This window comes from Burkholderia sp. AU45274, assembly GCF_030482505.1.
In the GTDB taxonomy this organism is placed as follows: Bacteria; Pseudomonadota; Gammaproteobacteria; order Burkholderiales; family Burkholderiaceae; genus Burkholderia.
The window spans coordinates 135,833-153,774 of record NZ_JAUJQE010000005.1 but is presented as its reverse complement, the minus strand read 5'-3'; the positions used below and the strand labels follow the sequence as shown (position 1 = coordinate 153,774).

16 protein-coding genes are annotated in these 17,942 nt (G+C 69.0%); 6 read left to right on the top strand and 10 right to left on the bottom strand.

All coding sequences use genetic code 11. The features are described 5' to 3' along the window. Nucleotides 1-184: 184 nt before the first annotated feature. The gene (locus QZM35_RS19745) at nt 185-1,096 is read right to left on the bottom strand and encodes a LysR family transcriptional regulator (protein WP_301776654.1); all 912 of its coding nucleotides are present in this window, start codon (nt 1,094-1,096) and stop codon (nt 185-187) included. A 99-nt stretch (nt 1,097-1,195) separates the two neighbouring features. Between QZM35_RS19745 and mdlC the strand changes: the two genes are divergently transcribed. The 4 genes from mdlC (at nt 1,196) to QZM35_RS19725 (ending at nt 6,916) form a co-directional block, all read left to right on the top strand. After that, on the top strand, nt 1,196-2,803 hold the full coding sequence (mdlC, locus tag QZM35_RS19740; protein WP_301776653.1) for a benzoylformate decarboxylase: 1,608 nt from the start codon (nt 1,196-1,198) through the stop codon (nt 2,801-2,803). Nucleotides 2,804-2,841: 38 nt separating this feature from the next. Then, nucleotides 2,842-4,293: an aldehyde dehydrogenase gene (locus QZM35_RS19735; RefSeq protein ID WP_089426196.1), complete on the top strand. Its 1,452-nt coding sequence runs from the start codon at nt 2,842-2,844 to the stop codon at nt 4,291-4,293. A gap of 14 nt (nt 4,294-4,307) precedes the next feature. Then, nucleotides 4,308-5,252, top strand: a complete 945-nt coding sequence (locus QZM35_RS19730) for a ketopantoate reductase family protein (RefSeq protein WP_301776652.1) — start codon at nt 4,308-4,310, stop codon at nt 5,250-5,252. A gap of 266 nt (nt 5,253-5,518) precedes the next feature. Next, nucleotides 5,519-6,916, top strand: a complete 1,398-nt coding sequence (locus QZM35_RS19725) for an MFS transporter (protein ID WP_089431621.1) — start codon at nt 5,519-5,521, stop codon at nt 6,914-6,916. Between the two features lie 35 nt (nt 6,917-6,951). On the opposite strand, the gene kynA is transcribed toward QZM35_RS19725, so the two are convergent. From kynA to kynB, 3 genes are all read right to left on the bottom strand, one after another. Further along, entirely contained in the window at nt 6,952-7,884 is a 933-nt protein-coding gene (gene kynA / locus QZM35_RS19720) for a tryptophan 2,3-dioxygenase (protein WP_301776759.1), read from the bottom strand. A gap of 78 nt (nt 7,885-7,962) precedes the next feature. Continuing rightward, entirely contained in the window at nt 7,963-9,213 is a 1,251-nt protein-coding gene (gene kynU, locus QZM35_RS19715; RefSeq protein WP_174975993.1) for a kynureninase, read from the bottom strand. A gap of 28 nt (nt 9,214-9,241) precedes the next feature. Then, nucleotides 9,242-9,883, bottom strand: a complete 642-nt coding sequence (kynB, locus tag QZM35_RS19710) for an arylformamidase (protein ID WP_089426192.1) — start codon at nt 9,881-9,883, stop codon at nt 9,242-9,244. Nucleotides 9,884-10,013: 130 nt separating this feature from the next. On the opposite strand from kynB, the gene QZM35_RS19705 reads away from it, so the two are divergent. Further along, nucleotides 10,014-10,514, top strand: coding sequence for an Lrp/AsnC family transcriptional regulator (locus QZM35_RS19705; protein WP_006477992.1), 501 nt, complete (start codon nt 10,014-10,016; stop codon nt 10,512-10,514). On the opposite strand, the gene QZM35_RS19700 is transcribed toward QZM35_RS19705, so the two are convergent. The 3 genes from QZM35_RS19700 to QZM35_RS19690 all read right to left on the bottom strand — a co-directional run bounded on the left by QZM35_RS19700 (nt 10,501) and on the right by QZM35_RS19690 (nt 13,383). Next, nucleotides 10,501-11,010: a flavin reductase family protein gene (locus QZM35_RS19700; RefSeq protein ID WP_089426191.1), complete on the bottom strand. Its 510-nt coding sequence runs from the start codon at nt 11,008-11,010 to the stop codon at nt 10,501-10,503. The genes QZM35_RS19705 and QZM35_RS19700 overlap by 14 nt on opposite strands. Before the next feature lie 304 nt (nt 11,011-11,314). Then, a complete protein-coding gene (locus QZM35_RS19695) occupies nt 11,315-11,980 on the bottom strand; it encodes a hypothetical protein (RefSeq protein ID WP_089426190.1) in 666 nt (221 codons plus the stop codon). After that, complete coding sequence (locus QZM35_RS19690) at nt 11,977-13,383, bottom strand: selenium-binding protein SBP56-related protein (RefSeq protein ID WP_089426189.1); 1,407 nt, start codon at nt 13,381-13,383, stop codon at nt 11,977-11,979. Before QZM35_RS19690 ends, QZM35_RS19695 begins: the two co-directional genes overlap by 4 nt. A 580-nt stretch (nt 13,384-13,963) precedes the next feature. On the opposite strand from QZM35_RS19690, the gene msrA reads away from it, so the two are divergent. Next, nucleotides 13,964-14,524 (top strand): peptide-methionine (S)-S-oxide reductase MsrA, encoded by a 561-nt coding sequence (gene msrA, locus QZM35_RS19685; protein ID WP_089426188.1) that lies wholly within the window; start codon nt 13,964-13,966, stop codon nt 14,522-14,524. Between the two features lie 53 nt (nt 14,525-14,577). Here the strand turns inward: msrA and QZM35_RS19680 are convergent, their stop codons facing one another. The 3 genes from QZM35_RS19680 to pdxH all read right to left on the bottom strand — a co-directional run bounded on the left by QZM35_RS19680 (nt 14,578) and on the right by pdxH (nt 17,882). Then, nucleotides 14,578-15,873: a DUF72 domain-containing protein gene (locus QZM35_RS19680; protein ID WP_301776651.1), complete on the bottom strand. Its 1,296-nt coding sequence runs from the start codon at nt 15,871-15,873 to the stop codon at nt 14,578-14,580. Between the two features lie 23 nt (nt 15,874-15,896). Further along, the gene (locus QZM35_RS19675) at nt 15,897-17,117 is read right to left on the bottom strand and encodes a cyclopropane-fatty-acyl-phospholipid synthase family protein (protein ID WP_089426186.1); all 1,221 of its coding nucleotides are present in this window, start codon (nt 17,115-17,117) and stop codon (nt 15,897-15,899) included. Between the two features lie 120 nt (nt 17,118-17,237). Beyond that, entirely contained in the window at nt 17,238-17,882 is a 645-nt protein-coding gene (gene pdxH, locus QZM35_RS19670; protein WP_089426185.1) for a pyridoxamine 5'-phosphate oxidase, read from the bottom strand. Nucleotides 17,883-17,942: the final 60 nt, after the last annotated feature.

The following is a 17,942-nucleotide window of genomic DNA, read 5'->3' as shown; positions in this document are numbered from 1 at the left end:
GTGTCTCCTTTTCGTGCCTGACAGTCCTGCCGAATACGATCATTTGCTCTTTGTGTGAGCGAATGATCGTATTCGGGCGAGCGAAAGTCAAGGCGGGGAAACGGCATTTCGATGGTGCGCTGCGGCGGCGTGCGGGCAGCAGGGTGGGGAGGCCGCGAACGGGCGGCCGGTGCGGAAAGCGCTGTCAGCGTCCTTCGCGCGTCAACGCGACGAGTTCCTCGAGCAGCTTGCCCGCTGGCCCCGGCAGGATGCCGTGGCGGCGCCGGAACGCGGTGAGCGTGCGCACCGCGACGACCTCGCGCACCGGCAGCGTGTCGATCGTGCCGGCGCGCTGCTCGGCGCCGTACATCGGCTCGGCCATCCAGCTCAGGAAGCCGGCATGCGCGACGAGGCTCTTCAATGTAGTAACCGAGCGCGTCTCGACCGCGATGTCGGGCAGCGCCAGCCCGTGCGCGTCGAAGGTCGCGCGCATGTGGTCGAACGGCGCGGTGCCGCGCGGCGGAATCGCCCAGCGCGCGTGCAGCGTGTCGGCGAGCGTCGGCGCGCGGCCGAGCGCGCGCAGCGGATGGTGCTGCGCCGCAACGATGTGGCTGCGATCCTCCCAGCGACACTCGGGAATCGCGACGATCTCGTCGGTATCGGGCCCGTGCGCGGACAGCGCGAGATCGATCTCGTGCTTGTTCAGCCCTTCCGCGAGCCGGTCCCACACGCCTTCGATGATCTCGACGCGCAGGTTCGGCCAGCGGTCGAGCACGCGGCCGACCGCGACCGGCAGCACGAGGCTCGCGATGCTGCCCACCGTGCCGACCTTGATCGTGCCCTTCGCAAACCCGCGCATCGCATCGAGCTCCTCGCGTGCGTGCTCGGCCTCGTGCTGCAGCAGCGTCGCATGCGGCAGCAGCGCCTCGCCGAACGCGGTGAGCTGCACACCCTTCGAGTGGCGCTCGAACAAGGGCGCGCCGACCTGGTCCTCGAGTCGCTTCAGGATCCGGCTCAGCGCCGGCTGCGTCACGTGCAGCGCGTCGGCCGCGCGGCCGAGGCTGCCGCACGCGACGATCGTCGTGAAGGCGCGCAATTGTCGGAGATCGAAAGTCATGTCGGAACGGTATGGCTTATCGCAAAAAATACAGTATCTGAGAATGGCTCGCGCTTCGATACTGTGGAAACCGCCAAGCCATCGAGGAGACGCCCGAGCATGTCCGGCCATACGCCCCCTTCCGCCGCACCGATCACCGTTCGCGATGCGGTGATCGACCTGTTTCGCCAGTTCGGCATCGACCGCGTGTTCGGCAACCCCGGCTCGACCGAGCTGCCGATGTTCCGCGACTTCCCGGACGATTTCCGCTACGTGCTCGGCTTGCATGAAGCTGTCGTGGTCGGGATGGCCGACGGCCACGCGCAGGCGACCGGCAATGCGGCGGTCGTCAACCTGCATTCGGCGGCGGGTGTGGGCAACGCGATGGGCAATCTCTTCACCGCCTTCAAGAACCGCACGCCGCTGATCGTCACCGCGGGCCAGCAGGCGCGCGCGATCCTGCCGTTCGACCCGTTCCTCGGCGCGACGCAGGCCGCCGAGCTGCCGAAGCCGTACGTGAAGTGGAGCATCGAGCCCGCACGCGCGCAGGACGTGCCGGCCGCGATCGCACGTGCGTACCGCATCGCGATGCAGGAACCGCGCGGCCCCGTGTTCGTGTCGATCCCGGTCGACGACTGGGATCAGCCGGCCGAGCTGCTGCCGCGCCGCGACGTCAGCCGTGTCGTGCGGCCCGATCCGGATGCGCTCGCGCGGCTCGGCGATGCGCTCGACGCCGCGCGGCGTCCCGCGTTCGTGGTCGGGGCAGCCGTCGATCGCGCCGGTGCGTGGGACGACGTCGTGCGGCTCGCCGAGCGGCACCGTGCGCGTGTGTACGTCGCGCCGATGTCGGGGCGCTGCAGTTTCCCCGAGGACCATCCGCTGTTCGCCGGCTTCCTGCCCGCGATCCGCGAGAAGATCGTCGCGCGGCTCGACGGGCACGATCTCGTGTTCGCGTTCGGCGCGCCCGCGTTCACCTATCACATCGAGGGCTTCGGCCCGCACGTGCCGCCGGGCGCGACGCTCGTGCAGCTCGTCGACGATCCGGGCCTCGCCGCGTGGACGCCGTCGGGCGATGCGGTCGTCGGCAACCTGCGGCTCGCCGCGCGCGACCTGCTCGCGCGCCCGGCGCCGCCCGAGCGGCCGATGCCCGCGCCGCGGCCGCCGCGTGCGCGCGTCGAACCGCCGGCCGCCGGCGAGCGCATGTCGGTCGCGTTCGCGCTGCAGACGCTCGCCGACGTGCGCGCCGCACACGACATCGTCGTCGAGGAAGCACCGAGCGCGCGGCCCGTGATGCAGGAACACCTGCCGTTCACGCACAGCGGCACGTTCTACACGATGGACAGCGGCGGGCTCGGCTACGGGATGCCGGCCGCCGTCGGCGTCGCGCTCGCGCAGCCGGGCCGGCGCGTGATCGGGCTGATCGGCGACGGGTCGAGCCTGTATTCGATCCAGGCGTTGTGGAGCGCCGCGCAGCTGAAGCTGCCGATCACGTTCGTGATCCTGAACAACCGGCGCTACGCGGCGCTGCAGGATTTCGCGCCGGTGTTCGGCTTCGGCCCGGACGATCCCGTGCAGGGCACCGATCTGCCGAACCTGGATTTCGTCGCGCTCGCGCAAGGGATGGGCTGCCGGGGCGTACGCGTGTCCGATGCCACGCGCCTGCGTGACACGATAACCGACGCGCTGCGTGTGGCGGCGCCGGTCGTCGTCGAAGTCGAGATTGTCTGAATGACGTGATGCGCAGTGCGCGTCCTGCCGGAGATTCCATGCAAACCGTATCGATGCTGATCGGCGGCGAACGCCGTCACTCATCCAGCGGCGCGACCTTCGCGCGCCGCAACCCGCTTGATGGCGAAGTCGCGTCCGAAGCACCCGCGTGTACCGTCGACGATGCGCGCGCGGCGGCCGACGCGGCCGCCCGCGCGTTTCCCGGCTGGGCCGCGCTCGGTCCCGGCGCCCGCCGCGCGCTGCTGCTGAAGGCGGCCACCGCGCTCGAAGCGAAGCACGAGCAGTTCGTCGCCGCGATGGCGGCGGAGACGGGCGCGTCCGCGCTGTGGGCCGGCTTCAACGTGCAGCTTGCCGCGAGCGGGCTCGTCGAGGCCGCGTCGCTGACCACGCAGATCAGTGGCGAGCTGATTCCGTCCGACGTGCCCGGGTCGCTCGCGATGGGCGTGCGGCAGCCGGCCGGCGTCGTGCTCGGCATCGCGCCGTGGAATGCGCCGGTGATCCTCGCGACGCGCGCGCTCGCGCTGCCGCTCGCGTGCGGCAACACCGTCGTGCTGAAGGGCTCGGAGCTGTGTCCCGTCACGCACGGGCTGATCGTCGAGGCGCTGCAGGAGGCCGGGTTGCCGCCGGGCGTCGTCAATTTCGTGACGAACGCGCCCGAGGATGCGGGCACGATCGTCGATGCATTGATCGCGCATCCGGCCGTGCGCCGAGTGAATTTCACGGGCTCGACGCGCGTCGGCCGGATCGTCGCCGAAGCCTGTGCGCGCCACCTGAAGCCGTCGGTGCTGGAGCTCGGCGGCAAGGCGCCGTTCGTCGTGCTCGACGATGCCGATCTCGACGCGGCGGTCGCGGCGGCCGCGTTCGGCGCGTTCGCGAATTCCGGGCAGATCTGCATGTCGACCGAACGCATCGTCGTCGACGCGTCGATTGCCGATGCGTTCGTCGCGAAGCTTGCCGACAAGGCCGCGTCGCTGCCGCTCGGCGATCCGCGCCAGGGGCCCGTCGTGCTCGGTTCGCTGATCGACATGAAGGCCGTCGAGCGCTGCAACGCGCTGATCGACGATGCGCTCGCGCACGGCGCGACGCTCGTGTGCGGCGGCAAGGCCGACAGCACGCTGTTCCCGGCCACGCTGCTCGACCATGTGACGCCGGCGATGCGCATCTATGCGGAGGAGTCGTTCGGGCCGGTGAAAGGCATCGTGCGCGTCGATGGCGAGGACGCCGCGATCCGCTGCGCGAACGACAACGCGTTCGGGCTGTCGTCGGCCGTGTTCAGCCGCGATGTCGCGCGTGCGATGCGCGTCGCGGCCCGCATCGAATCGGGCATCTGCCACGTGAACGGTCCGACCGTGCACGACGAGGCGCAGATGCCGTTCGGCGGCGTGAAGGACAGCGGCTTCGGCCACTTCGGCGGCAAGGCCGGCATCGCGGCGTTCACGGACCTGCGCTGGATCACGGTGCAGACCGCACCGCGCCACTATCCGTTCTGACGAGGCCGACGACGATGAGGATTGCGATTCTGGGCGCCGGCGCGATGGGCTCGCTGTTCGGCGGGCGGCTGGCCGAAAGCGGCGAGGCCGTCACGCTGATCGACGTGAACGATGCGCATCTCGATGCGATTCGCCGCGACGGGTTGCGCATCGATGACGATCGTGGTGAGCGGCGTATCCGGACGTTGCAGGCCGTGCGGCCGGAAGCGGCGAATGCGGCTGCGGCCGCATCGCCCGATACACCGTTCGACCTGCTGATCGTTTTCACGAAATCGTTGCATACGCGTGCCGCACTCGACGGCGTGCGCGCGCTGCTCGAGCGGGACACGCACGTGCTGACGCTGCAGAACGGGCTCGGCAATGTCGAGACGCTGAATGCGTTCGTGCCGCTCGAACGCATCCTGGTCGGCGTGACGACGTGGCCGGCCGACGCGGCGGGGCCGGCGCACGTGCGCTCGCACGGCGCGGGCGCGATCCGCATGATGACGGCCGACGGCGCGGCACGCCCGTTCGCGGCGACGGTGGCCGATACGCTGTCGCGCGCGGGGCTCGCGTGCACGCTGGACGCCGACGTGTGGGCCGCGATCTGGGAGAAGGTCGCGTTCAACGCGGCGCTCAACACGCTGTGCGCGGCGACCAACTGCACGGTCGACCAGCTCGGCAACCATCACGACGGGCCGCGGCTTGCCCTCGCGATTGCAGCCGAGGTGGCCGCCGTCGCCCGCGCGAAGGGCATCGCGGTCGACGGCGAGCGCATCGCGCGCAATGTCGAGCACGCGATCCACGCGCATCGCGGCCATCGCCCGTCGATGCTGCAGGACGTGCTCGCGGGCCGCCGCACGGAAATCGACGCGATCAGCGGCAAGGTCGTCGCGGCCGCGCGCGAAGCGGGCGTCGCGGTGCCGCATGCGGAGACGCTGCTCGCGCTGGTCCGGCTGATCGACGCGCGGGTGAACTGAGCATCAGGCGGGCGGCGCGGCTTGCGCCGCACGACGAGACGAGCGCGTCGCGCGCAGGCGACGGCGCCGGATCGGGACAGGTTGGACGAGACACCGGAGGCGGCGCCGATGCGTCGACGCCGGCCGCCTGCGCAGCACGAGATCCGGGCACGCGCCACCGCGCCAGCCCGGGCAACCGGAGACGCCATGAACGCCATCGAATGCCGTTGTCTTGCCGCGCGCTGCTTGCGCATGTTGCCGCCTGAGCGCGGCGCACGGGAGGTCGCATGAGCACGCGCGACGGATTGTTGCCTGCGTCCGTCGACATCGGCGCGACGCTCGACGACGGGCCGTTCACGACGATGCAGCGCTGCGTGGTGCTGCTCGCCGCGCTCGCGATCGTGCTCGACGGCTTCGACGGCCAGCTGATCGGCTTCGCGATTCCGGTGTTGATCCGCGAATGGGGCATCACGCGCGGCGCGTTCGCGCCGGCGGTGGCGGCCGGGCTGATCGGGATGGGCATCGGCAGTGCGTGCGCGGGGATCGTCGCCGATCGCTTCGGCCGCCGTCAGGCCGTGATCGGCAGCGTGTTCCTGTTCGGCATCGCGACCTGCGCGATCGGCTTCGCACCGGACGTCACGGCGATCGCGGTGCTGCGCTTCGTCGCAGGCCTCGGGATCGGCGGCGCGTTGCCGACGGCCACGACGATGACGGCCGAATACACGCCCGCGCGGCGTCGCACGATGATGGTGACCGCGACGATCGTCTGCGTGCCGCTCGGCGGGATGTTGGCCGGCCTGTTCGCGCACGAGGTGCTGCCGCGCTACGGCTGGCGCGGGCTGTTCTTCGCGGGCGGCGCGTTGCCGCTCGTGCTCGGCTTCGTGCTCGTGCATGCGTTGCCCGAATCGCCGCGCTATCTCGCGCGGCGCCCCGCGCGCTGGCCGGAACTCGGCGCGCTGCTCGCGCGGATGGAGCGGCCCGTCGTGCCGGGCACCGTCTTCACCGACCTGAGGGACGCCCGCGCGGCGGGCGGCCGCGGCGGCTTCGGCGCGCTGTTCGCGAGCGGCCAGGCGCGCGACACGATCGCGCTGTGGTGTGCGTTCTTCATGTGCCTGCTTGCCGTGTATGCGGCGTTCAGCTGGCTGCCGACGATGCTGGCGGCGAGCGGGCTGAGCGTGTCGGTGGCGGGGACGGGGCTCACCGCGTACAACCTCGGCGGCGTGATCGGCGCGCTGTTGTGCGCATGGACGATCGCGCATGCCGGGTCGCGCTGGCCGCTCGTGCTGTGCAGTGTCGGCGGCGCGGCGAGTGCGGTGTGGCTGATGGGTGTCGATGCGAGCCGCCACACGGGCTGGCTGATCGTCGGGCTCGGCCTGCACGGGTTGTTCGTCAACGCGGTGCAGTCGACGATGTATGCGCTCTGCGCGTACATCTACCCGACGGCCGTGCGCGCGACGGGCACCGCGAGCGCGCTCGCGTTCGGCCGGCTCGGCGCGATCCTCAGCGCGTTCGCGGGCGCGGTCGTGATCACCACGGGCGGCGCCACGGCCTATCTGACGATGCTGGCGATTGCGATGGGGGTGGTCTGCGTCGCGCTGCTCGTCGTGCGACGGCACATTCCGCGACTGTCGCGTGCGGCCGTGCAGCCGCGCGAAGGGGAGGAGCTGGCCCGCACGTCGTCGTGACGGCGGGCGGGCCGGGGGCGCGTCGCGCGTTAGCGTTACAGCGTGGTGCGCACGTGCCAGAGCTCGGGGAACAGCACGACGTCGAGCATCTTGCGCAGGTACGGCGCGCCGCTGGTGCCGCCGGTGCCCTGCTTGAAGCCGATGATGCGCTCGACGGTCGTCACATGACGGAAGCGCCACTGGCGGAACGCATCCTCGAGATCGACGAGTTCCTCGGCCATCTCGTAGAGCTCCCAGTGCTGCTGCGGATGACGGTACACCTCGAGCCACGCGGCTTCGACCGTCTCGTCGTGCCGGGTCGGCTGCGTCCAGTCGCGTTCGAGCCGCTCGGCCGCGATCGGGAAGCCCCGCCGCGCGAGCAGGCGCACGACTTCGTCGTAGAACGACGGCGCTTCGAGCGTCGCACGCACCTGTTCGAGGATGTCGGGCCGGTGCGCATGCGGCTGCAGCATCTGCACGTTCTTGTTGCCGAGCAGGAATTCGAGTTGTCGGTACTGGTACGACTGGAAACCCGACGACTGCCCGAGATACGGCCGCATCGCCGAATACTCGGACGGCGTCATCGTCGACAGCACGTTCCAGGCCTGCACGAGTTGCTCGAGAATCCGCGACACGCGGGCGAGCATCTTGAACGCCGGCGGCAGCGCGTCGGTGCGCACCGCGTCGAGGGCGCCGCGCAGCTCGAACAGCGCGAGCTTCATCCACAGCTCGCTCGTCTGATGCTGGATGATGAACAGCATCTCGTTGTGATCGGGCGACAGCGGATGCTGCGCGTCGAGGATCGAATTCAGCGACAGGTAGTCGCCGTAACTCATCGACTTCGAGAAATCGAGCTGCGCGTTGTGCCAGCCGGCATCGCCGGGCACGTGCGACGCTTCGTGCGCGGCCGGGGCTGCTTGGGCCGAATGCGCGGCGCGTGCGCCCGAGAACGGGCAGCGCGCCGGCGCGTCGTCGCCGGGTGGCTGCATATGACCAGAATTCACGACTTTCTCCAGATTTGAATGACGGGGCGCGGCGCGCGGCTCGCGCGCGCCGGGCAAGGCCGATCAGGTCACCGCGCCGCGTTCGGCGAACTCGCGCGCCTTCCACGCGTCGGTGGCGAGGATGTCGCGCAGCGTCTCGACGGCATCCCACACGTCGGCGAAGCGCGTATAGAGCGGCGTGAAGCCGAAGCGCAGCACGTACGGCTCGCGATAGTCGCCGATCACGCCGCGCGCGATCAGCGCCTGCATCACCTCGTAGCCGTGCGGATGCTCGAAGCTCGCCTGCGAGCCGCGCTGGTGATGCGCGCGCGGCGTGACGAGTTTCAGCGACAGGCCCGCGCAACGCGCTTCGACGAGCGCGATGAACGCATCGGTCAGCGCGAGCGACTTGCGGCGGATCGCGTGCATGTCGGTCTGCAGGAACACGTCGAGCCCGCATTCGACCATCGACATCGACACGATCGGCTGCGTGCCGCACAGGAAGCGCGCGATGCCCGGATCGGGCGCGAAGCCCGGCTGCATCGCGAACGGTGCGCGGTGGCCCCACCAGCCGGACAGCGGCTGCGAGAAGTGCGCGTGATGGCGCTGCGGCACCCATACGAAGGCGGGCGAACCGGGGCCGCCGTTCAGGTACTTGTACGTGCAGCCGACCGCGCCGTCCGCGCGCGCGCCGTTCAGGTCGACCGGCACCGCGCCGGCCGAGTGCGCGAGATCCCACAGCATCAGGCCACCCGCGTCGTGCACGAGCTGCGTGACGGCCGGCATGTCGTGCATGTAGCCGGTGCGGTAGTTCACGTGCGTGATCATCGCGACGGCCGTGTCCGCGCCGAGCGCGCCGGGCAGGTCGGCCGGGTCGTCGATCAGGCGCAGTTCGTAGTCGCCGCCGAGCTGCTCGATCAGCCCCTGCGCGATATACAGGTCGGTCGGGAAGTTCGAGCGCTCCGACACGATCACTCGGCGCTCCGGCGCGCGCTCGGCCTGGTGGCGCACCATCGCCGACAGCAGCTTGAACAGGTTGATCGAGATCGTGTCGGTCACGACCGTCTCGTCGGGCACGCCGCCGATCAGCGTCGCGAGCTTGTCGCCGAGACGGCGCGGCAGCGCGAACCAGCCGGCCGTGTTCCAGCTGCGGATCAGGCCTTCACCCCATTCGGCGCCGATCACCTGCTGCGCACGGGCGGCCGATGCGCGCGGCTGTGCGCCGAGCGAGTTGCCGTCGAGGTAGATCACGCCGTCGGGCAGGGAGAACTGGTCGCGCAGCGGGGCGAGCGGATCGTCGCGGTCGAGCGCGAGCGCATCTTCACGGGTCTTGATCATGATGTGGGGTTGTCAGTCGGGGTAATCAGGAAGCACGCGCGGGCAGCGCGCGCAGCACCGCGCGCACGGGGCTCGCGTCGAGCGTCGCGAACTTCAGCGGCAGTGCGATCAGTTCATAGTCGCCGGGCGGCACGTCGTCGAGCACGATGCCTTCCAGGATCGCCATCCGGTGCGCGCGCACGCGGTGATGCGCATCCATCGTCTTCGATTCCTGCGGGTCGAGCGACGGCGTGTCGATGCCGATCAGCTTCACGCCATGCGCGGCGAGCAGGTCGACGGTCTCGGGCGCGACCGCGCAGAAGTGGCTGTCCCACTCATCGACGCTGGCGCGCGCACAGGTGCGCAGCAGCACGCGCGGCGGTACGCCGTCGAGCGCGGCCGCGACATCGGCCGGCTGCACGACCGGCGATGCGCCGATGCAATGGATCACGCGGCACGGGCCGAGGTAGGTGTCGAGCGGCACGGCGCCGATCGGCGCGCCGTCGGCGTCGTAGTGCAGCGGCGCGTCGCAGTGCGCGCCCGTGTGCGGCGACAGCGTCAGGCGCGCGACGTTGACCGGCGAACCGGCCTCCATCCGCCACACGCGTTCGACGGAAACCGGCGTATCGCCCGGCCACACGGGGGTGGCGGGGCTGACGGGCGGCGAGATGTCCCAGAGGGTGTCCATGGCATGACGATTCGGTGAGTCGATCCTTCGAATGATAGGTGGACGCTCGCAGAAAGTGCTTGCGAAATAAACATGGACAATCCGCCGGATTGGCAGATAATTCGACTCAGAGGGAAAACGGGGACCAAAAATGCACGCGATCACGCTCGATGCCACCGACTGCCGGATTCTGGCGGTACTGCAGGAAGAGGGCAGAATCAGCAATCTCGACCTGGCGGAACGGATTTCGCTTTCGCCGTCCGCCTGTCTGCGCCGCATGCGCCTGCTCGAGGAGCAGGGCGTGATCGAGCACTATCGCGCGTGCCTGAGCCGCGAGAAGCTCGGCTTCGAGCTCGAGGCGTTCGTTCAGGTGTCGATGCGCAACGAAGAGAATCAATGGCACGAGCGCTTCGCGGAAGCGCTGCGCGAATGGCCGGAGGTGGTCGGCGCGTTCGTCGTGACGGGCGAGAGCCACTACCTGCTGCGCGTGCTCGCGCACAACCTCAAGCACTATTCGGATTTCGTGCTGAACCGGCTCTACAAGGCGCCGGGCGTGATGGACATCCGTTCCAACATCGTGCTGCAGACGCTGAAGGATGAAGCCGGCGCGCCGGTCGGGCTGGCGCGCACGGGGGCGATCAAAGCGGTGTAAGGCCGTGGAAGCCGCCGCCGTGGAACACGAGCGGCGGTGCCGTGTCCGATTCCATGCGCACGCCGCAGCGCTCCACTTCGCCGACGAAGATCACGTGGTCGCCTTCATCGTAGCGGCTGCGGTTGTGGCATTCGAACCACGCGAGCGCGCCGTCGAGCACGGGCATCCCCGAGTTGCCGGCCGCATGCGCGATCCCTTCGAAGCGGTCACCCTTGTAGGTCGAGAAGCGCTTGCACAGGTCGAGCTGCGAGGCCGCGAGCACGTTCACCACGTAATGGCTGTTGCCGCGAAACACGGGCGTCGACGCCGATTTGTGCGCGAGGCTCCACAGCACGAGCGGCGGATCGAGCGAGACCGAGTTGAACGAGCTGGCGGTGATGCCGATCAGCTGGCCGGACGGCGCGCGCGTCGTGATCACCGTCACGCCTGTGGCGAACTGGCCGAGGGCTTGCCGGAAGGCGGCCGAGTCGAAATCCGGGGGATTGGCGTGACTCATCGCGCGGCCATCCGGAACGAGACGGGCGGGCGCGGCGCGACGCGGGTGGGGCGGGCACGGCGGACGAAAGGCGACAAGGCGGTCGAGGGGGAAGGGGTGCGCATGGCCCGATTTTAGCGGAATCGGGGCCGCCGGGCCCGGCCGGACGGCGCATTGCGGGGGCAGGGTGACGTAGCGAACACTGCGGCGCGCGGCCGGATGCGCGATGGCACGCTGCCGGCACGGCCGTTCCGTCGCGTTTTTTGTGCGGGGCCGCCGCTCCGCCCGGCACCTCTGCTCGACATCGGCCGCAGGTCCCCCCGCACTATCGCGTCGCCGCCAGCCCCAGCGACAACGCGCCCGTCACGATCAGGCTCGACGCCCACACCGCGTCGAGATTGAACCAGCTTCGCGATACGAACTTCAGCCCGAGATAGCGGTACACGAGCCACGCGAGCCCGCCGCCGGCGCCGATCATCGCGATGGCATGCACGGCCGCGACGACGAGCGCCATTCCGAGATGCGCATCGACGAGCGTGGCCGCCGCGCGATGGCCGGCGTCCTGGTCGAGCCCGCACAGCCCGAGGTAGATCGGTACCAGCATCAGCCCCGCGCCATGCGCGATCGCGACCGCGAACGACCACAGGCCGAGCCGGGCAGGCGGAATCCGCGCAAGCGCCCGCGGATGCCGGCGCCGGATCAGCAGCACGGCGCCGAAGCCGATCACGAGCGCGCTCGCGCCGATCCGGATCGCCGTCTGCCACGCAAGCAGCGCGGCGAGCAGCCCGAACGGCAGCATCACCGCGAACACGGCGAGCGCATGGCCGAGCGCGAGATAGCCGAGCGCCGCGACGAGCGCGCCGCCGCGGCGCGTCATCAGCGCGTTCGACACCGCGAGCGGCCAGCCCATCGCGGGGTTGAGCCCGTGATACACCCCGCTCGCGAGCACGGCCGCCCACAGCGCGAACGGGGCGTGAAAGCCGGCGTTCAACGCTTGACCGACGGATAGCAGAACGAGTCGGTCGAGCAGTCGCCGCCTTCGAGCCGGATCTGGTGCGCGCGATAGCCGTCGGGGAACTCGACCCAGTAATCGTCGGCGAGCGTCAGCCCGCCTTCCGGCCCCACGTGCGCGAGCACCTGCGCGCCCGGCACGCCGTCCGGATAAAACTGGTCGTCCCACGTCGAATACAGCGAGTTGGTCCAGTACACGCGCTTTCCGTCGCGGCTGATCTCGACCATCTGCGGGCCGCCCGCGAACGTGCGGCCGTTCGAGTGCGGCGCGCGGCGTGCGATGCCGCCGATGCGGACCGACCCCGCGAGCACCGGGTTGTGCGGGTCCGACACGTCGTACTGGCGCATCTCGCCGGTGCCCCAGCAGGACACGTAGAGGAACCGGTCGTCGAGCGACAGGTCGATGTCGGTCACGAGCGGCGGCACCGCGCCGAATCCCTTGAGCAGCGGCGGCAGTTCGTCGGCCGCGGCCGGCTCGGCCGGGATCGTCGCGGTTTTCTTCACATGGAACTTGCCGCCTTCGCGCCACCAGGTCCAGATCGAGCCTTCGAGATTCGTCGTGTCGACCACGACGCCGACGAACCCGTATTCGCGCGCCGGGTCGTGCGCGGGCCGCACCTCGAGCGCCATCTGGTGCTGCGCGCCGAGATCGATCGTCTGCACGTTGCGCCGTGCGCGCAGGTCCCAGAAATGCAGCCGGTGCCCGTATTTGTTCGCGAGCAGGTCCTCCGGCACGATTCCGTTCTCGAATTGCGGCGGCAGCGCCCATTCGCTCGACACCATGTAGTCGCGCGGCAGGTTCCACCAGAAGTCGTAATGCTTGTCCTGCGGGCCGCGATCGATCTCCCAGCGGCCGAGGACGTCGAAGGTTTCGCAATCCATGATGAAGATGCCGGGCGCGCCGTCGGTGCCGTCCTTGCCTGCGCCGCCGAGCGTGCTCACGTAGATGCCCTCGGGCCCGCAGTGCACGGTGTGCGGCCGCGAATAGCCGGTCTTCGAGAAGATCTCGTCGGGCTCGATGATCTTGTGGATGCGCGCCTGCGTCGGATGCGGCTTCGTGTCGATCACGTAGATGCGCGACGAGCGCAGGCCGGGGATGATCAGGAAGCGGCGTTCGAGGAATGCATGGCCGGTCAGCGGCGACAGCGACGACGAACACGCATTCCAGCCGAAGTGGTGAAACTCGTCGCCGGTGTTCGGCATCGTCACCGTGTGCACGATTTTTCCGTAGGTCGACGAGCCAGGCTTGACGTCGATCACGGCGAGCGCGTCGGGTCTGGAAAAATCGGGGCTCAGCAACAACGTATAGGCAAACTCCTCCGCCGGTGCCTGCATCGCAAGCTCGGGTGAAGCGTGAAACGTCGGGTCAGGCCGCATGCTCATGGTGATGCCCTCTCGATGGTGTCGGATCGGGGTCGCACGGCCGTTCGTTGCGGGCGTGCGAGTCGGGGTTGCCGCACGGCGCGCATCACGCCGGCGGGAGCGATCGGCAGGCGGACGCACGCGTCGATGAGCGTGCGACGCCGTGCATCAGATCGTGAAAGCGGAAAGAAGCGGTGTGCCGGATCGCCGCGCGCGGAGCGAGACGGATGCATGGCAAGGAGGTGATGCAATCGAAGCCGCGGCCCGCGACGCGGCGACGGCCGGACGCGTGACGCGGGCGAGGTCTGTTAAGGCATGCATAGCGAAGTTCCGGCAGATGATGTTTGCATCAGGGTCGGGCATGCATCGGGCACATTGCGCGAGCCAGCGGGTTTGCCGCCGCGCTCGCGCGTGCCTAAGTGTAGTCGAGAAAACGGGCGGCCGGTCGCGCGCGACACCCGTGCAATCTGTCAGGTTCGCGCGCGAGTGAGATACTTGCCGACGTGCCGTTGCGACCCGCACGCGGGTGGGCAGCGGCGAGACGGAACGGTGGCGCCGGCGCATGCGTGCCGGCTGCCGACATCAACGAGGGACTGATTTCATGGTGAACGAGATGCTTGAAACCGCGACATTGGGAGGCGGGTGTTTCTGGTGCACGGAGGCGGTGTTTCTCGACGTCGACGGCGTGACGGCCGTCCAGTCGGGCTATGCGGGCGGCCATACGCGCAATCCCGGCTATCGCGACATCTGCGAAGGCGATACGGGCCACGCGGAAGTCGTCAACGTGACGTTCGATCCGGCGCGCATCGGCTATCGTGAGATCCTCGAGATCTTCTTTGCAACGCACGATCCGACCCAGCTGAACCGGCAGGGCAACGACGTCGGTACGCAGTACCGTTCGGTCGTGTTCACGCATTCGGACGCGCAGCGCGACACGGCGCTCGACGTGATCCGCGAGCTGGAGCGCGAGCAGGTGTTCGGGCAGCCGATCGTCACGCAGGTCGTGCCGCTCGACGACAACTACTGGCCGGCCGAGGATTATCACCAGAACTATTACGCGCGCAACCCGGGGCAGGGCTACTGCTCGGTCGTGATCGGGCCGAAGCTCGCGAAATTCCGGAAGAAGTTCTCGCACCGTCTGAAGTCGCTGCGCGGCGCGTAAGCGTCGTGACCGCGGCCGGCGCAAGTCGGTATCTAGCCGGTATCAAGCGGGTATCAAGCCGCCTCGTTGCGCCACTGCGCGCACGCGGCGGCGATCTCGCGCGCAAGCGCGATGCACGACAGCGGCGCGGAGCCTTCCGCCTTGTTGTTGATCGTGATGATCACCGGCTGCCCGGCCAGCGCATAGCGCGCGGCCAGTTCGGCAAGCGCCGAGCGCGTGGCCGGATCCTCGTCGACGAGCTTGTCGAACGGCTCGTACTTCGCTTTCGCCTGTTCATACTTGAAGCCGCCGTGCAGGCTCCAGCGCACGATCAGCGGGCCCGGCGCGTCGCCGTCGAGCAGCGCGAGCGCGGCCGCCTGGCGCAGCGGGTCGGGCATCCGCGCGTGCAGGCCGACGCAGTAGCGCACGCCGAGCGCGGCGAGCGCGCGGATGAAGCGCGGCGTGAGCAGGCTCGCGTCGCGAATCTCGATCGCATAGCGGGTGCCGTCGGCTTCCGCCGGCAGCGGCGGCAACGCCGCAAAGAACGCGGCCAGCCGGTCGATCAGTTCGGCCGGCCGGGCAAGCAGCGTGTCGGGCAACGGCGAGAACTGGAACACGAGCACCCCGGCTTTCCGGCCGAGCCCTTCGACGCACGGCTGCACGAATTCCCGGGTGGCGAGATCCGCGTCGAGGAAGGTCGGGTTCGGTCCCGACGGTTCGCCGCGCCGGCCGCGGATCACCGCATCGGTCACGGAAGCCGGCGCCTTCACGACGAAGCGGAAATCGTCGGGCACCTGCTGCGCATAGCGCAGGTAGTCGGCCACCGATAGCGGGCCGTAGAACGACCGGTCGAGGCTCACGCTCTTCAGCAGCGGATGCGCGCCGTACGCTTCGAGCCCTTCGCGCGAGAGTTTCGTCTGAGCGAAATCGCCGTCGTAGACGATGCCGTCCCAGCCGGGGAAGTACCACGACGACGTGCCGAGCCGGACGTTCGGCGGCAGGCCGGCCGCCGCATCGGCCACATCCGGTGTGATCGGCGCGGGCAGCACGCCGCGCCGGCGCCGGCCCTTCTTCGGCGGCTCGGCTGGCAGGGACGGCTCGTCCCACAGCAGGCCGGAAGCGGCGGGCGGTGTTTCGTCTGAAGAACGGGGGTGGGTGCGGGTGCGCGGTGCCGGCTGCGCGTCGTCAGGCGCGCCCGGGTTCACATGTTCGTCGGCGTCGGCAGGCGGGCCATCGTTCTCGGGCGACGCGCGTGCAGCATCGGCCGGCACGCCGAACAGGTCGAATTGCCCGTCGGCGTGCGGCGTGTTCGCGTCGTCGTGCTGCTGTCGTTCCGGCGGCGCCTTGCGCCGCGTCCTGCCGTCACCCATGCATGCCCAGCGTGAAGCGCCGCCTAGCGCGGCAGCGTGTGTTCGTACATATAGCGCCGCGACCACGGCAGCGTCTTCGCGCTCTGCCCGGCCTTGCGGCACACGATCTGGAAGATCGACACGTCGTCGTGCTCGAACGCATACGCGCAGCCGGCGAGGTATACGCGCCAGATGCGGAATTTTTCGTCGTCGACGAGTTGTCGCGCGGCGTCGGCCTTCGCCTCGAAGTTTTCCGTCCAGATATCGAGCGTGCGCGCATAGTGCCGGCGCAGGCTTTCGACGTCAATCGCTTCGAGCCCGCCGCGCTGCGCGGCTTCCAGCGCGAGGCTGATGTGCGGCAGCTCGCCGTCCGGGAACACGTAGCGATCGATGAACTCGCCGCCGCCGAGCGCCGTCTCGCCGCTTTCCGCGTCGGTCGACGTGATCCCGTGGTTCATCGCGATGCCGTCGTCGGCGAGCAGGTCATGGATCCGCGAGAAATAGAGCGGCAGGTTCTTGCGCCCGACGTGCTCGAACATCCCGACGCTCGTGATGCGATCGAATTGCCCGTCGATCTCGCGGTAGTCCTGCAGCCGGATCTCGATCTTGTCTTCCAGCCCGGCGGCCTTCACGCGCGCGGTCGCGAGGTCGAACTGGTTCTGCGACAGCGTGACGCCGAGGCACTGCGCGCCGAACTTCTGCGCGGCGCGCAGCACGAGCGCACCCCAGCCGCAGCCGATGTCGAGCAGCCGCTGGCCGGGCTGAAGCCGGATCTTGGTGAGGATGTGGTCGATCTTCTTGATCTGCGCGGTGGCGAGATCCTCGTCGCCGTTCTCGAAGTATGCGCACGAGTACACCATGTTCTCGTCGAGCCACAGCTGGTAGAACTCGTTCGAGACGTCGTAGTGATACTGGATCGCCTTCTTGTCGGTGCTCTTCGAGTGATTGAAGTAGCGCTTCACGCGCGCCAGCTTGCTCGCGCTCGTCACCGTGCTGCGCGCGAGCGAGTAGCCGATGTTGATGATGTCCGACAGCTTGCCTTCGATGTCGATCTTGCCCTTCACGTACGCCTCGCCGAGATTGTCGAGGCTCGGTTCGAGCAGGAGCGGCAACGCCGACGCGCTGTTGACCTTCAGCGTGACCTGCGGCGCGCTGAAGGTGCCGAAATCGAGTTGATCGCCGTTCCACAGCACGAGGCGCGCCGGTATGTTCGCTTTCGCCCGTACTTCGTCCGCCCACTGTGCCAGCTTCTTTTCCCAGAACATTTGGATTCTCCGTTTGTTCGTTGAATCGAATACAGCCAAGTATCTTGACCGGCCCCGCCGCTTGCGAGGCGGGCGCCCGAATGCAACACGAGACACGACCGGCGTGCGCCGGCGCAGCGCTTACGGCGACAGGCGCGAAATCGACCAGCCCGTCGACGTGCCGGCGTCGCGCGTGTAGAGCAGGCGGTCGTGCAGCCGCGACGGGCGGCCCTGCCAGAACTCGATCGAGTCGGGCACGAGACGGTAGCCGCCCCAGTGCGGCGGGCGCGGCGGGTTGTCGCCGTAGCGTTCGCTGACGGCCTTTTCCTGCGCTTCGAGCGTCGCGCGGCTGTCGATCGCCGCACTCTGTTGCGACGCCCATGCGCCGATGCGCGAGCCGAGCGGGCGCGACGCGAAATAGCGGTCACTTTCTTCTGCGCTGGTTTTCTCGATCCGGCCTTCGATGCGCACCTGGCGCTCGAGCTCGATCCAGTAGAACAGCAGCGCGGCCTCTGGGTGCGCGGCAAGATCGCGCCCCTTGCGGCTTTCGTAATTGGTGAAGAAGACGAACCCGCGTTCGTCGACGCCCTTGATGAGCACGATGCGTGCCGATGGCCGGCCGTCGGCGCCGACGGTCGCGAGCGTCATCGTGTTCGGCTCGGGCAGCTTGGCGGCGAGCGCCTCCTTGAACCAGCGGTCGAACTGGACGAAGGGGTCGTGGGCGACGTCGGCCTCGTCGAGCGAAGCACGTGAGTAATTGATGCGGAGATCGGCGAGAGTCGTCATGTTATGCAAACGCTTCAATCTGGAACCATTGTAGCCAACGCGCAAGAAACGTGCGTGCAC

Coding starts and splice junctions, on each gene's coding strand:
- QZM35_RS19680 (WP_301776651.1), bottom strand. CDS start 15,873: ATGGGTGACGGCAGGACGCGGCGCAAGGCGCCGCCGGAACGACAGCAG.
- kynB (WP_089426192.1), bottom strand. CDS start 9,883: ATGGACACCCTCTGGGACATCTCGCCGCCCGTCAGCCCCGCCACCCCC.
- QZM35_RS19725 (WP_089431621.1), top strand. CDS start 5,519: ATGAGCACGCGCGACGGATTGTTGCCTGCGTCCGTCGACATCGGCGCG.
- QZM35_RS19745 (WP_301776654.1), bottom strand. CDS start 1,096: ATGACTTTCGATCTCCGACAATTGCGCGCCTTCACGACGATCGTCGCG.
- QZM35_RS19690 (WP_089426189.1), bottom strand. CDS start 13,383: ATGAGCATGCGGCCTGACCCGACGTTTCACGCTTCACCCGAGCTTGCG.
- mdlC (WP_301776653.1), top strand. CDS start 1,196: ATGTCCGGCCATACGCCCCCTTCCGCCGCACCGATCACCGTTCGCGAT.
- pdxH (WP_089426185.1), bottom strand. CDS start 17,882: ATGACGACTCTCGCCGATCTCCGCATCAATTACTCACGTGCTTCGCTC.
- msrA (WP_089426188.1), top strand. CDS start 13,964: ATGGTGAACGAGATGCTTGAAACCGCGACATTGGGAGGCGGGTGTTTC.
- QZM35_RS19735 (WP_089426196.1), top strand. CDS start 2,842: ATGCAAACCGTATCGATGCTGATCGGCGGCGAACGCCGTCACTCATCC.
- QZM35_RS19705 (WP_006477992.1), top strand. CDS start 10,014: ATGCACGCGATCACGCTCGATGCCACCGACTGCCGGATTCTGGCGGTA.
- QZM35_RS19675 (WP_089426186.1), bottom strand. CDS start 17,117: ATGTTCTGGGAAAAGAAGCTGGCACAGTGGGCGGACGAAGTACGGGCG.
- QZM35_RS19730 (WP_301776652.1), top strand. CDS start 4,308: ATGAGGATTGCGATTCTGGGCGCCGGCGCGATGGGCTCGCTGTTCGGC.
- QZM35_RS19700 (WP_089426191.1), bottom strand. CDS start 11,010: ATGAGTCACGCCAATCCCCCGGATTTCGACTCGGCCGCCTTCCGGCAA.
- kynA (WP_301776759.1), bottom strand. CDS start 7,884: ATGCAGCCACCCGGCGACGACGCGCCGGCGCGCTGCCCGTTCTCGGGC.